Annotated in this window: 11 protein-coding genes; 8 read left to right on the plus strand and 3 right to left on the minus strand. The window is 65.8% G+C overall.

The window, feature by feature from the left end; translation table 11 throughout:
* Positions 1-75: 75 nt before the first annotated feature.
* Complete coding sequence (locus tag ACAH01_RS16290) at positions 76-360, minus strand: hypothetical protein (RefSeq protein WP_170095406.1); 285 nt, start codon at positions 358-360, stop codon at positions 76-78.
* Positions 361-564: 204 nt separating this feature from the next.
* Here ACAH01_RS16290 and ACAH01_RS16295 point away from each other — a divergent pair, with 204 nt between their 5' ends.
* Positions 565-2,031, plus strand: coding sequence for a protein kinase (locus tag ACAH01_RS16295; protein ID WP_372480949.1), 1,467 nt, complete (start codon positions 565-567; stop codon positions 2,029-2,031).
* Position 2,032: 1 nt separating this feature from the next.
* Here the strand turns inward: ACAH01_RS16295 and ACAH01_RS16300 are convergent, their stop codons facing one another.
* Positions 2,033-4,855: a HEAT repeat domain-containing protein gene (locus ACAH01_RS16300; protein WP_372480950.1), complete on the minus strand. Its 2,823-nt coding sequence runs from the start codon at positions 4,853-4,855 to the stop codon at positions 2,033-2,035.
* A 377-nt stretch (positions 4,856-5,232) separates the two neighbouring features.
* Between ACAH01_RS16300 and ACAH01_RS16305 the strand changes: the two genes are divergently transcribed.
* From ACAH01_RS16305 to ACAH01_RS16320, 4 genes are all read left to right on the plus strand, one after another.
* The gene (locus ACAH01_RS16305; RefSeq protein ID WP_372480951.1) at positions 5,233-6,942 is read left to right on the plus strand and encodes a protein kinase; all 1,710 of its coding nucleotides are present in this window, start codon (positions 5,233-5,235) and stop codon (positions 6,940-6,942) included.
* 5 nt (positions 6,943-6,947) lie between these two features.
* On the plus strand, positions 6,948-7,100 hold the full coding sequence (locus ACAH01_RS16310) for a hypothetical protein (protein ID WP_208628586.1): 153 nt from the start codon (positions 6,948-6,950) through the stop codon (positions 7,098-7,100).
* A 218-nt stretch (positions 7,101-7,318) separates the two neighbouring features.
* A complete protein-coding gene (locus tag ACAH01_RS16315) occupies positions 7,319-7,861 on the plus strand; it encodes a hypothetical protein (protein ID WP_372480952.1) in 543 nt (180 codons plus the stop codon).
* Between the two features lie 2 nt (positions 7,862-7,863).
* Positions 7,864-9,933: a hypothetical protein gene (locus ACAH01_RS16320; protein ID WP_372480820.1), complete on the plus strand. Its 2,070-nt coding sequence runs from the start codon at positions 7,864-7,866 to the stop codon at positions 9,931-9,933.
* A 200-nt stretch (positions 9,934-10,133) separates the two neighbouring features.
* Here the strand turns inward: ACAH01_RS16320 and ACAH01_RS16325 are convergent, their stop codons facing one another.
* On the minus strand, positions 10,134-10,856 hold the full coding sequence (locus tag ACAH01_RS16325) for a PP2C family serine/threonine-protein phosphatase (protein WP_372480821.1): 723 nt from the start codon (positions 10,854-10,856) through the stop codon (positions 10,134-10,136).
* 137 nt (positions 10,857-10,993) lie between these two features.
* On the opposite strand from ACAH01_RS16325, the gene ACAH01_RS16330 reads away from it, so the two are divergent.
* From ACAH01_RS16330 to ACAH01_RS16340, 3 genes are all read left to right on the plus strand, one after another.
* Positions 10,994-11,239, plus strand: a complete 246-nt coding sequence (locus ACAH01_RS16330) for a glutaredoxin family protein (RefSeq protein ID WP_170095415.1) — start codon at positions 10,994-10,996, stop codon at positions 11,237-11,239.
* A gap of 311 nt (positions 11,240-11,550) precedes the next feature.
* On the plus strand, positions 11,551-12,552 hold the full coding sequence (gene moaA / locus ACAH01_RS16335) for a GTP 3',8-cyclase MoaA (RefSeq protein ID WP_372480822.1): 1,002 nt from the start codon (positions 11,551-11,553) through the stop codon (positions 12,550-12,552).
* 167 nt (positions 12,553-12,719) lie between these two features.
* Positions 12,720-13,388: a helix-turn-helix domain-containing protein gene (locus ACAH01_RS16340; protein ID WP_372480823.1), complete on the plus strand. Its 669-nt coding sequence runs from the start codon at positions 12,720-12,722 to the stop codon at positions 13,386-13,388.
* The last annotated feature ends 274 nt before the right edge of the window (positions 13,389-13,662 follow it).

Consider the following 13,662-nt stretch of genomic DNA (forward strand, 5'->3'; position numbering starts at 1 on the left):
CCGAACCCTCATCTCTCAGAGAGTACGTCGGAACAGGTGTTGAACTTTTTCGTGAGAGAGTGACGGCCGACGGCGTCAGTTGATCTCCGGTTCGATCGTCAGCATCGTCCCCGAGATTCCCAGCGCCGCGCCGATGCCCGCCAGGACGACGATCAGTCGCTTCTCCTCGAACGTCAGCGAGAACAGCTGTGCGCCGATGGTCGCCTCTGCGTAGACGACGATGCCGCCGATGACCAGCCCCGCGATGGCCCCGAGCAGGATGCGTTGCTCCATCAGCGTGAACACGCCCAGTACGAGGACCGCACCGAGTACGAGGTTGACGAGCAGTGCCAGCGCCAGCGTCCACAGTGATAGTGCCATGTTGGATCGCTCCCAGTACGTCGTCCGATGCACACCAGACACATAAAGATTTGGCTTTGAAAGATGCAATATTGAATCTCCAGAATGGAGACAAATGAGATCGGGAACGCGACGGACCACCGTTGGAAAACGCGCGTCGAAACGCCGGAGCGGTCCCGAACACTCGGGACAAGCTATTACTTTTGGCACGCGGATGCTGTGATAATGACGGATTCCGAGGAGGAGGAGACACCGACGCTCACGGAGATATTCGAAACGGTCGAGAGCGAGGCCGAGCTCACCGGGCGGAATCTGACCGTGCTCCGAACCGTCCTCGAACGGGAGCCCGCGGGGATCACCGATCTCGCCGAAGTGCTTGACCACCCTCACCACGAGCTCCGATACTCGCTGCGAGTGCTGGAAGAGGAGAACCTCATCGAGCCGACGGCAGAGGGCGCGGTGACGACCGGTGACGTCGTCGGGACGATCGAAGCGGCAAACGCCGGACTGGCGGAGCTTCAGTCCGGACTCCGGACGTGTGCAGCCGCCTTCGGCTCGGACGAGGAACAGTCGAGCGAGGCGACGGAAGCGGATGCCCTCGAAGGAGAGAGACGGACGGAAGCGACAGCAGGCCAGGACACAGAGCAGGCGGGAGGACAGCAAACGACCGACGCGTCGCCGGACGAAGCGAGCAGCGAGTCGGCGTCGACGGCCGAGACGGCGTCTGCGACCGAGACGGAATCGGCGGCCGAGAACACCGATGAGACCGAATCGACGGCGGCCACCGAGGCGTCGGCCGACGCGCAGTCCTCTACTGCAACGACGGTCGAGACGGCCTCGAAAGTGCCCGACGTGGCGAGCGTGCAGAGTCCGGCCCGAGAAGAGCTGGCGTACGCCGATTTCGAGATCGAGGAGCAACTCGGACACGGGGGCAGCGGCGTCGTTCACGAGGCACAGTACCGCGTCGACGGTGAGCCGACGACGGTCGCGCTGAAGGTACCGAACTTCGAGGGGACGATCACGTCGTCGGTGATCGAGGACTTCGAGCAGGAGGCGGAGACGTGGTCGTTGCTGTCGCCCCGGGACCACGTCGTCGGCGTCGTCGACAGCGGGACACAGCCCAAGCCCTGGATCGCCATGGAGTACATGGACGGCGGCACGCTGCGCGAGCGGCTCTCGGAGTTTTCCATCGAGCAGGCCGTCTGGACGTGTGAACGGATCGCGCAGGGAGTTCGCCACGACCAGACGGGCGTCCTCCACCTGGATCTCAAGCCCGAGAACGTCCTGTTTCGCCGGACCGGCGAGGGAAGCTGGGACGTCCCGAAGATCGCCGACTGGGGGCTGGCACGCACGCTCGAAGAACACCAGCCGACCGTCGAGGGCATGTCGCCGACCTACGCCGCCCCCGAGCAGTTCGACGCCGAGGAGTTCGGCGACCCCAGCAGCAAGACGGACATCTACCAGCTGGGCGTCCTCATGTACGAGGTGCTGACCGGCCGACCGCCCTTCGAGGGCAACAGCGTCGCGCTGATGAACGCGATCCTCACCGAAGAGCCCGAGCCACCGGCGGCGGTCGACGATCGCGTCCCGCAGGCCGTCAGCGACGCCGTGATGAAGGCGCTGCGAAAGGAGCCAGCGGAGCGGTTCAGTACCGTCGAGCGCCTCCAGTCCCAGCTCCGGGCACAGCTCTGAGCTACAGCTCGTCGAGGTGGGCCTGCAGCCGCGACTGCAGCCGTTCGATCGTCTCGAAGCGGTGCTCTGGCTCCCTGGCGAGGGCCGTCTCGACGGTGTCGTCGATCCCGGCGGGGAGAGCGTCGACTCGCTCGCCCGGCAGTTCGGGGTCCTCGGACAGAACGCTCTGCATCACGGCCACGTCGGAACCGGTGAAGGGAGGCTCCCCGACGAGGAGTTCGTAGAGGACGACCCCGAGCTGGTAGATGTCCGTCTTGCTGTCGGGCGTCCCGTAGGTGTCGGGATCGAACTGTTCCGGTGCCGCGTACGTCGCGGTCATCCCGCCGGCAGTCGCGCCGTGCTCGTTCAACAGTCGGGCGATTCCCCAGTCGGCGACCTTCGGCACGTCCCAGACGCCCTCGGGCGTCGACTCGAAGAGGATGTTCGCGGGTTTGAGATCGAGGTGTGCCATCCCGGTCTGGTCGTGTCGGACCGCCTTCGCGACGCGCTCACAGATCCACAGCGCCTGGCGGTCGTCACACTCGCCGACCCTGGCCGCCAGCGATCCTCCGTTCATGTACTCCAGTGCGATCCAGGGGAGAGGCTCGACGTCCCAGTCGATGACGCCGACGACGTGAGCCCGGTCGGAGAGTCGTTCCCACTGCCGCGCCTCGCGCTCGAAGGCGGCGATGTCGTCGGCCGTCTGTGTCCCCTCCGTGACGGGCTCTTTGACGGCGACCGTCCGCGACTCGCCGTCGATCTCGACTGTCCCCTCCCGGACGATCGCGTTGCCGCCACGGCCGACGACTCGGCCGGTCTCCACGTCGCCGTAGTCCAGCGACAGCGACGGGGCCTGTGTCGGCTGGCCGGTGGGTATCGCCGTCGAAGCGGACTCGCTGGTGGTCGCCGACTGCTCGTCGCGAACCCGGTGATCGGTCGCCCCGGACCGTGCCCCCGCCGGGCGCTCCGAACCGGAGGCCGCGTCGGCCGGCGACTCCGCATCCCGCTCGGTCGAACCGTCGGGGTCGTAGTCGAGCGCCGCGAGTGCGGCCTGGGCGGCCGCCCGCACGTCGTCGTCGTAGTGCGTGCGGAGTGGCGCAATCTGCTCGGCCGCCGACGCCGCGCCGAGTGCCGCGAGCGCTCTGCAGGCTTCGACGCGGGGACTGGGGTAGTAGTCGTCGAGCAGGTCGACGAGCGGATCGCGCGCAGCGCGGAGCGTGCGACCCCCTTCGGCGAACGCGCCGATCGCCTCGGCCGCGGCCGCCCTGACCATTGCGCTTACGTGTCCCAGCCGAGTGACGACCGACGAGACGTGGTCGTCGGTCACCGCGTCGGGATGGGCCTCGCCAATCTGGCCGAGCGCCTGGAGCCCTCGTTGCTCGACGAGTGGGTCGCCGTCGTCGACGGCCGCGAGAACGGCGGAGAGCACGGCGTCGACCAGTTCGCGATCGGCCGCGCCGATCCGTCCGAGGGCGTCGACGGCGTCCGCCCGGACCGATTCCTCCGCGTCGTCGAGGAGATCGAGGAGGGGAGCCGTCCCGGCCGAAACGGCCGCTCCCGTGGCGTGCTGGTCGATCAGCGGTCGAACGGCCGCTGGGCGTTCGCTGCCGAGTCGACCGATGGCAGAGGCCGCACTCGATCTGGTGGCCCAGGACTGGTGGTCGAGGTGGTCGACCATCCCGTCCAGCCCGCCGACGACCAGGTCTGGACAGTGCTCGGCCAGCCGGCCCAGCTCGCCAAGCACCGTGCTCTTCTCGAAGTCCGGTGCCGACGACAGCGCCGAGAGGTGCGCGCGTGTCGCGCGCTCGGCTGCCTCGGCCAGTCGAGCCTCCAGCGGGGCGAGGGCGGTCACGGCCTTTCGTCGTATCTTCGAGTCGGAATCGTCGGCGGCGGCCACGAGGTCGTCGGCGACGCGTTCGAGGACGGCTGGCTCCGTCTCGCCGAGCGTCCCGAACAGGTCGATCGCCCCCTTCCGGACCATCGACTCGTCGTCCGTCAGGAGCAGCGTGAGCCGGTCTACGTGGGGATCGAGGAGCGCCGGCCGGTCCTCGGCGATCGTCTCGAGTGCGACGACGACGTGCCAGCGGGACGCCTCGGAGACCGCGCTCTCGACGCCGCTTTGCATCGTCGCCTCGACCAGCGGCTCGACGAGCGACGCCCCCGAGTCCGAGCGGCAGGTCACGAGGTTCCGCACGCCGTACACCACCCCCTTGTTCGGGAGCGCGCCGCGGTCGAGTTCGCGCTCGAACCGTTCCCCGATCTGCGCGCGCACCTGCTCGTCTTTGCCCGCGACCGTCCCCAGCGCCTTTCCGGCGGCTTCACAGAGCAGTCCGTGATCGTCCTCGGCCGGTTCCAGACAGTCGAGCAGCGTGGGGACCGTGTCCCGGACTTGCTGGGGAAAGAGGTCGTAGATCGCGGCGAGTGCGGCCGCCCGCTTCGAGCGGGCGAGCTCCTCGTTTTCGGTGTCGGCCAGCGTTCGGTGGTACTGACCGACGGGATCGGCCCGCGCGACCGGCGTCCGGTCGAACGCTGGCTCTGCCGCCGCGACTCGTGTGCGATCGAACTCCGCGATCGCGGCCACCAGCGTCGGACGGCTGATCCGGTCGGTGTGGACGACCGCGTCGATCAGCGGCTGGACCAGCGATGCCACTGCCTCTGGGTCCCGTGCCGCTGCCTCCCTGACCAGTTGCGCCGTGACGTGGACGACGCCGTGGTTGTCCGACAGCAGCAGCTCCTCGATGCGCGACCGGTCGGCCTCGGTGTACGCAGCCGGGTCGTCGGGCAGCGTCGCGAGGAACGCTCGGGCCTCGTCGAGGTGGACTTCGCCCTCGTCGGTGTCGCTCACGAGTCGCCCCTCCGCTCGCCAGGGGCCGTTCGACAGTCGCCGAACGGCTCATACTGCCGGCTGTCACTTCGTGAAGAGCTTCGCCACCCCGGGGTGGCGAAATCGGTCACAGATGTACAGCCGGTAGTATCACTCCTCGGTGACATCGGTCACCCCATCGACGGTGAGGACCGAGATCCCGACGCGCCTCCCGGCGTCGATAGCTTCGAAGTCAGCAGCCATGGTCGGAGTGACCAGTGGACGGATGTTAAAACCAGAACTCTCCGCGAAGCACAAGAGTTGAGACGGTGGCACGGAAACAGTGGCGACGACAGAATGGTCCAAACGTCGTGCGGAACAGGCCTCGTCGGAACCGCCAGCTTCCAGCGGAGCGCGCGATGACGGACGACGAGCCGCCGCGGTTCGTGACGACGACAGAGCAGTTCTCGACGGACTTCGGGACGACGACGGTCGAGTCCGAGCCGGTGCTCGTCCACAGCCTGGCGGGCGAAGGCGGCCAGGCGGTCGTCGGGGTCTACTCGACCGAGATCCACGAGGGCGAGTGTCACCTGGCGGTCTGGATCGACGAGCCCCGGTCGCCACGCGTCGTGGACCTCCGGGTCGGTCAAGTCCCGCCCGGAACCGATCTTCGGGAATCGGGAGTCGCACTCGACGCGACCGCGAAACGAGAACTCGAAATCGAAAGCGGGGACGTGATCTGGTTGGCCGGCGACGAGCGGACGCCGTGTGTCGTCACCGACGCCGAGACGGCTGACAGGGGCCTCGGAATCGTCCGCTGTAACGCACTCCAGCGGAAAAATGCGGACGCGGCGCTGGGCGAGACCGTCACTGTGTCTCCGGCGCTCACGGTGGCGGCAGACACTGTCGATCTGTCTGCCCCCGGCCGTCTTCGTGGAGTGGATGATCCGCTGGCGAGACAACTGGCCGGGCGTCCGGTCCAGGAGGGCGACCGAATAGAAGTGTCGACCGAGGGACTCGACATCGAACCTGTGGGGGACGAAGATTACCCTCCCGACGTGCAGGCACCAGACGACGCCGTCGTTGCCGAAGTCCGCTCCGTCGAACCGGATGTAGCCACCAGCGAGGTCGCGACGATCACGGACGAGACCGACCTGCGCGTGACCGACGAGGGAGCAACGACAGCTGACCAGACAGCCGAGCCACAGAACCCAGACACCGAAGCGAACGACGAGCCCGACGCCGCGACGACGGTCGCCAGACCCGTCGAGAGAGTGCCCGAGCCGGTCGAGCCGCCGCTGCCCGAGTCGGTCGCCTACAGCGAGCTGACGATCGGCGAGCGCGTCGGCGACGGCGGCTTCGCAGAGGTCAGGGCGGCGACGGTCGAATCGTCCCCGGACGCGGAGCTCGCGGTCAAGCGCCTGTCCGACGAGGGGACGCTGGCCAGAGCGACGATCGACCAGTTCGTCGAAGCGGCGAAGCTGTGGGGCCAGTGTGACGACCACCCCCACGTCGTCAGCGTCGTCGACTGGGGGAAGGTACCCCGGCCCTGGATCGCGATGGAGCGTCTGACCGGCGGCGACCTGCGCCAGCGCCTCCGCGACGCCGACGACGGGCTCGCGATCGACGAGGGACTGTGGATCGCGAGCGTGCTGGCCGAGACCCTCGCCGACGTACACCACCTCGGCGTCCGGCACTTCGATCTCCGGGCCCGAAACGTCCTCTTCGCCACGACGTCCGACGAAGCGTGGGACCTCCCCAAGATCGGCGACTGGGGCGTCGCGAAGACACAGCGCAGCGGCGACGGTCCGACGGCGCTCGATCCCCGCTACGCCGCCCCCGAGCAGTTCGAGTCCGACCGAGAACTCGACCACCGGACAGACATCTATCAGCTCGGGGCGGTGCTCTACGAACTGCTGACCGGAGCGGTGCCGACGGCGACGGGAGCCGAGGGCGAGTCGGTCGCCGAGCGGTCGCTCCCGACGCCGCCGTCGGAACTGCGCCCCGAACTGCCGTCGTCGGTCGACGAGGTCGTCCAGACCGCGCTCGCACCGGCCCCCTCGGAGCGGTACGGTCGGGCGATCTACCTCGCCGACGCGCTGGACGATCTCGTCGACGACACGCCGTAGCAGCCGTGTCGAGCGACTTGCGCCGGGCCGACGAGTATCTCGCCGCCGTCGCAGACGCACTGGCAATCGACGATCGGTACCTCCCCGACTGGTCGCTCGATTTCGAGGTGGCCGACGACGAGTGGACGCTGGACGACGTGATCGACCTGTGCGAGTGACGTGACACCCACCGAGCGGCCTGCGAAGCGGGGTGAGCGCGAAGGTGTCGGAGCCGACGCGTCGCGCCCAGATTTCCGGCCGACGGACAGTTGTGTCCAATGTGGAGAAATTGTTTATAGTTGGAGACGGAACGTTGTGCCAGAGAGATGAGAGACGCGACGAATGGGTGTATGAGTCGGTCGACGCCAGCCGGCGTCGCGACGGAGCACCCGGATCAGTGGAGGGCAGCGCCGAGATGAGCGAGGACGGTGCGTACCTCGTCGTCGTCGACTACGAAGACGAGCGCGAGCGAAAGCGCGCGGAGTACCTGCTCGACAACTGGGAGGACGGGACGATCGAATCCCTCGACGGCATGTCTCGCGTCGTGCGAGACGTCGACATCGACGAACTGTACGACCAGCTGGCGGCGAAAGTGCCAGAAGAGGAGCTGTCGGCGTACGAACTGAACCGCGTCGACACCGAGGCGACGCAGGTCCAGGCGACGATCGACGAGACGTTCGACGACGTCGATGCCGAACGCGTCGAGTGGGCGATGGAGTCGATCATGAAAAAGCGAAAGGCCGTCGACCAGGGGTCGACGGCCGACGGCGAGAGTCTCTGGGCCGTCTACACGAAGAAGGGACGAGCCGAGATCCAGTACGACATCCGAGAACGAGAACAGAACGCGGTCCGACTCCACGTCGTCATCGACGGTTTCGGAGAGGCACCGGAGTTTCTCCGTGAATTCATCGAAGAAGAGATCGGGTACATGATTGCCTAACAATGGGAACGATCAAAGACAAGCGCGAGGAGCTGACGTATCCAGCCCACCAGGTCTTGCAGAAGGACCTGGTCGAACTAGCGAACTACTCGGCACAGCGCCGACGAGACCTGTACAACCAACTCGAACAGAACAAAGAGGAGTACGAGTGGGACTTCTACCCCGAACACCGGGAGTCGATCCCCGAGGCGACGAAGGAAAACGAACTGGCCTCCTTCGAGGCCGCGAAGTTGCTCCTGGCGACGGCGATCGAAGAGGCCGCCGAGGCGGACCCCGAGTCGAAGGGGTTCGTCGACCAGTTCGAGGCGGGAGAACGCGAGTTCGTCAGGCAGTTCGACGATTTCCGCCGGAAGTTCAAACAGATCGACGAAGAGAACCTGGAGACCAACATCAAGAACAAGGACGGGAAGGTCCACGAGTTCGTCACCGAGGAACTCGAGGCCCAGGCCGACCTCAGAGAGTCGCTGCTGGACACGTCGTCGAACGAGATCCGCGGGGCGACGATCTCGTACTTCCAGCAGGAGTTCGAGGAGTTCTTCGAACTCGCCGACGAGGCCGTCTTCCTCTACATCAAACACCACGGGCTCCCGAACACCATCGAGGGGATCGTCAGTGCCGCGAAAGCGGCCCGGGACGCGAAATCCGAGCGAGAGGCCGTCGAAGCGACGGTCCGGGACGAACTGGAGTCGCTCTCGGAGACGATCCACCACAGCCTCCGGGATCAAGAGCGAGCCCTCCGGACCGAGATGAGCCGCCTCCAGTCGGAGATGGCGACCGGCGGCGTCGACGCAAACGCCGTCGAAGGCGAACTCGACGAGATCAAAGACCAGATCGCGACCCTCTCGGAACAACGCTCCGCGGACAGACGAGAGATCTCGGAGAAGCTCGACACGATCTCGACGCTGGAAGACGATCTCGAAGCCCAGATCGACCAGCTAGAGGCGGCCCGCGAGGAGACCCGCCAGGAGCTACAGGACGAGGCCGCGTCGAAAGCCGCGTCGCTGCTCGAAGACGAACTCGAACGCCTCTCGGAGCGGAAAGGCGATCTCAGCGCCGAGATCCAGCGGCTACGGAACGAGCGCGAGCGCCTGGAGACGACCGGGGATCGACTGGACCAGGAGTTTGGCGACCTCGAAGAGCGGGTCGCGACGGCCGAACAGCGGGTCGACCAGGTCGACGAGCTGGACGACCGAGTCAGTGAGATCGCCGAATCCGTCCGGAGCCAGCACGAGGAGCCCGACGGGAAGGCGATCCGCGCGGAAGTGGCGCGGCTGTACGAGATGGACTACGTCACGCGGTTCGAGACCTCCGTCGAGGAGGCGACCCACCTGACGCTCCCCGGTGGCGAGCGCTTCGAGATCCCGGAAGGGTTCTGGGAGGACCGACGGCGACACTTCACCGGTGACCATCGATCGATCGTCGCAGACGTACTGGACGACGAGACCACGGTCGACCGGTACCCGGTCGGACGGTTCTCGACCTACCGCGTGCGGACGAACAAGTTCGTCGCGTTCTCGGAGACGAAGCTGGTCGTCGAGGCCGTCGTCGCCGCCAACCTCGAAGCCTTCGCCGCGAACGGCTTCGACGCGCGGCCCGCCGGCCTCGACGATCTCATCGATGTCGTCAACGAGACGGTCGCCCGCGCCGAGTCGAACGACACGACCCACCTGATCGGCATCGCCTCACCCACCGGCTGGACCGACGACGTGGAAGCGTTCGTCCAGAACGAGGACGCCGCCCGGTCCCGGTTCGACCAGCAGGTGAGCGTCTGTCTGGTCGACATCCAGTCCAACGAGCTGCTCTACGACCGGAACGACCGCCTCGTCTCCGAGAACGTCGATCTGTTCACGCGTGCGGTGGACAGCGAGCGCGTCGCCGACTGCATCGAGGTCCTGCGAAACGACTACGTCGACGACCCGATGACCGAAGTCGTCCAGCACCACGCAGTCGTCGACGAACACGACTTCGGCCCACACATCGTGCGGGCCGCTTTCGAGCGACTGGCCGACGACGGCTACGGCGAGACTGGCTACCCCAACACCGCCGACGGGCTCTGTTTCGTCGTCGACTGAGACGGATTGCTGTCACCGTTTTCCCGGTTGACCGCACGACGGCGTGCAGTCGATCTGGGAAAGATCGACAACCATCCGTACGAGACTGGTTCCGTGAGTGGGAGGTGTTCGCCACTCCGGGGCCGCGAACTGCCCGGCAGACGCGGCCGGCGGGCGGGTGCAGTCCCCGACGCGGCGACGAAGCGGACACCACGGTGTGGCTACGCCGTGTCGGTCCGACAGAGACCGACAGTGACGTTGTCCGGTCCGCCTCGATCGTTGGCTTCCCGGATCAGATCCGTCCCCGCGGCTTCGAGCGACGTGGCGTCGAGACAGGTCGCCTCGATGGCGTCCTCCGGAACGGGGTCGGTGAGCCCGTCCGTACAGAGCAGGAGCCACCCCTCCGAGATCGACTGTGTGTACAGGTCGACATCGAGGTCGTCGGCGGTCCCGATCGCCTGGGACAGCACGTGACTCATCGGGTGGTTCGAGGCCTCTTCTGGCGTGATCTCGCCCGCCTCGACGAGTTCCTGGACCTGTGATTGGTCGGTGGTTACCTGCCGGAGTTCCTCGTCGACGTAGTAGGCGCGACTGTCCCCGACGTTGGCGATCGTCGCGGTGTCGTCCGCGACGAGTGCAGCGACGAGCGTCGTCCCCGGCGTCTTGCGCTCGCCCGCCGCGAGGTCGGTCACGGCGTCGTGTGCGGCCCGGAAGCCGCGTTCGAGCAAGTCCTCCGGCCGGTCGGCGGCCTCTGGCGTCTCCGACGTGACGGTTTCGAACAGTCGCTCGACGGCCGTTGCACTCGCTTCGGCACCCTTCGAGTGGCCTCCCATGCCGTCGGCGACGACGACGAGTTCGCGCCCGTCGTCGAGCGACGCACAGCGAGCCGCATCCTCGTTTTCGGAACGCTGCTGGCCGACGTTGCTGTGACAGTAAGAGATCATAGTTGAGCTGCGACGAACGGATCGTGACCGATCGGTTATCACGCGTCGCAGATAACTGTACTGCCGGGCGAGGGGACGACGGTTCGGTGGCCGGGCCATCGCATCGGTTTTCACGCTGCTGGACCAACACCGAGACGATGGCGGACACGACAGTGACGGTGTACACCCGGGAGGAGTGTCACCTCTGTGAGGACGCACTCCAGACGATACGGACGGTGACACAGTCGGTGGCTCGGTCGGTCGACATCGAAGTCGTCGACGTCGACGAGGCGTCGCTGGGCGAGGAGTACGGCGACCGCGTCCCCTACGTGCTCGTCGACGGCCGGCCGGCGTTCAAGTTCCGCGTCGACGAACGGGAACTGCGACAGAAGCTGGTGGCCTGACCGACACCCGAAAGAGTTCGACGGACAGGATGGGAGGATACCGGTCGAACGCGACGGCGTGGGGAGACGCGAGTGGGAAAGCAGTCGATACATCGCTGACGGTGCAGACTCGTTCGCCGTACTCGCTGACCAGTTGGCGGGCTCAAGCGAGGTGAGAGTCTGATGCAGCGCCGCGAGTTCCACCTGTGAATCATTGAGATCCTGACGGCGGCATCGAATGTGACACAGTCCACTTCTGTTGTCCCGCCGTCCCGTTATCGATGCGTGAGAACTGAACGGGGAGTTTTCAGGCCGTGTGAGAAAGCGGCAGTATGGTCCTTCAGGACGACTTTGGGCGGGCAGTGACGGAGGTTCGTGTCTCGCTCACGGACCGCTGTAACTTCGACTGTGTGTACTGTCACAACGAGGGACTGGGAGAGGCGCGAGGACCGGCAACACCACGCGAGGACGAGCTTTCGGCCGAGGAGATCCGTCGGTTCCTCGGCGTCGTCCGCGAGTTCGGCGTCGACGCCGTGAAGCTCACCGGCGGGGAGCCGATGTTGCGCTCGGATCTGGAGGCGATCGTCCGCCAGGCCCCGGACGAGATGGAGGTCTCGATGACGACCAACGGGACCTTCCTCCCGGGCCGCGCGCAGGCCCTCGTGGACGCCGGTCTCGACCGCGTCAACGTCTCGCAAGACGCGATGGACCGAGAGGCGTTTGCCGATCTCACTCAGAGTGGTGCCTACGAGACAGTTCTCGAAGGCGTCGAGGCCGCACTGGATGCCGGACTATCGCCGGTGAAGCTGAACATGGTCGTCTTCGAGCCGACCGCTGGCTACGTCCCAGAGATGGTCGACCACGTCGCCGAGCGCGACGGGCTCCGGCTCCAGCTCGTCGAGTACATGCCCGAGCTCGCCGGCCACCCAGAGTGGGCGATCGACATCGACCGCGTCCACGGCTGGTTGGAGGACCGCGCCGACTTCGTCGAGACCCGCGAGATGCACGATCGGCGGCGGTACCACGTGCAGTCACCGGACTCCGAGAGCACGGGTGTGGTCGAGGTCGTCGATCCCGTAGAGAACCCGCAGTTCTGTGCGAACTGTCATCGCATCCGCATGACCCACGACGGTCGGCTGCGGGGCTGTCTCAACCGACGTGACGATCACGAATCGATCCAGGGCATGTCTCGGGCCGAGATCCGCGAGGCGTTCGTCGAAACGGTGAGCAACCGCGTCCCGTACTACGGAGAGTACCTCGTCGAGGAAGATGGCGACTGGGTGCGCAACGAAAAGTACGTCGAGACGACTGCTGCAATCGGCTCCTCAGATTGATACTGTCGGCCGCCACTGTTTCGAAAATTTAGAGCACCGAGGTCGCGAGCTGCGACACCGACAGACGGCGACGGTATCAGACACGTCAACGTCACCCGTTCGTTCTCAGTGAGTGAGAACCAGCCGGGTTCGTATACCTGCGCTGGCTGTAGATACACCTATTGGATATGCAAGGTACTACGACAAAACAGCGAGACGACGGACGGGATCTCTATGTCGCTTTCGATATCAAACCCGTACTCGACAGTGACTGTCCGCTCGACGAGTTCGAAGACGCCGACGGCGACGTCGTCGAGGTACGACAGCAGTTACTACACGACCAGTGTCAGACCGAGATGACGATTCAGTCGGAGGAAGCTCTCGCGTCTCCGGGTTGCGAGGAGGCGGACATCGTTCACTCGGCGAGTGAGGTCGACGGAGCCTGTTTCTGTGCTGTCTTCGGTGCGTTCGACTGTATCCCGGAGATCGTCGACGTCACCGAGGAGTCGGTCCGCGTCGAGACGTATCTGCCCGACAGGAACCGGCTCACCGAGTTGGTCGAGTCGTTGAGGGACGTAACGAGTGAGTTGCATCTGCGACAGCTGAAACGAATCGACACGGGGACGGACGAGACGAGCGGACAGACCGTCACACTCGCTCTCGACGACGTTACGGAAAAACAGCGTGAGGCCGTTACGCGGGCCGTCGCCGCCGGCTACTACGCGACGCCACGCGAAACGTCGCTGGAAGAGCTGGCCGACGATCTCGACATCTCGAAGTCGGCGTGCTCGCAGCGTTTGAACGCCGTAGAGTCGACGCTTACCGTCGGCGCATTTGCGAACGCGACCACCAACTAATACGGCTGGCTGTACGTCTGTGAAGAATTTCGCGACCCCGGGGTGGCGAAGATCCTCACGAAGTTACAGCCGGCAGTATAAGGATTGCACCGGTCGAGCGACGACGACCAACACCGCCAAGCCTTCGTTTGTGACGTATTTCGGCAGTCCGAGGCGACGAGTTCTGTCAAACGGCGAGAGTGATCTCGGCGACCGACGAGACGCGACACGTGCCGCTCGACGACGATGTCGGCATCCTCCCCCATTTAAACCACTTCATAATCCACAAGAAGGG

Origin of the sequence: Halomicrobium sp. HM KBTZ05, assembly GCF_041530035.1 — an archaeon.
Taxonomy (GTDB): domain Archaea; phylum Halobacteriota; class Halobacteria; order Halobacteriales; family Haloarculaceae; genus Halomicrobium.

What these genes read in the sequence shown, in the direction of transcription:
- ACAH01_RS16295 (WP_372480949.1), top strand. Translation starts at nt 565, where the DNA reads ATGACGGATTCCGAGGAGGAGGAGACACCGACGCTCACGGAGATATTC.
- ACAH01_RS16330 (WP_170095415.1), top strand. Translation starts at nt 10,994, where the DNA reads ATGGCGGACACGACAGTGACGGTGTACACCCGGGAGGAGTGTCACCTC.
- ACAH01_RS16340 (WP_372480823.1), top strand. Translation starts at nt 12,720, where the DNA reads ATGCAAGGTACTACGACAAAACAGCGAGACGACGGACGGGATCTCTAT.
- moaA (WP_372480822.1), top strand. Translation starts at nt 11,551, where the DNA reads ATGGTCCTTCAGGACGACTTTGGGCGGGCAGTGACGGAGGTTCGTGTC.
- ACAH01_RS16320 (WP_372480820.1), top strand. Translation starts at nt 7,864, where the DNA reads ATGGGAACGATCAAAGACAAGCGCGAGGAGCTGACGTATCCAGCCCAC.
- ACAH01_RS16305 (WP_372480951.1), top strand. Translation starts at nt 5,233, where the DNA reads ATGACGGACGACGAGCCGCCGCGGTTCGTGACGACGACAGAGCAGTTC.
- ACAH01_RS16290 (WP_170095406.1), bottom strand. Translation starts at nt 360, where the DNA reads ATGGCACTATCACTGTGGACGCTGGCGCTGGCACTGCTCGTCAACCTC.
- ACAH01_RS16325 (WP_372480821.1), bottom strand. Translation starts at nt 10,856, where the DNA reads ATGATCTCTTACTGTCACAGCAACGTCGGCCAGCAGCGTTCCGAAAAC.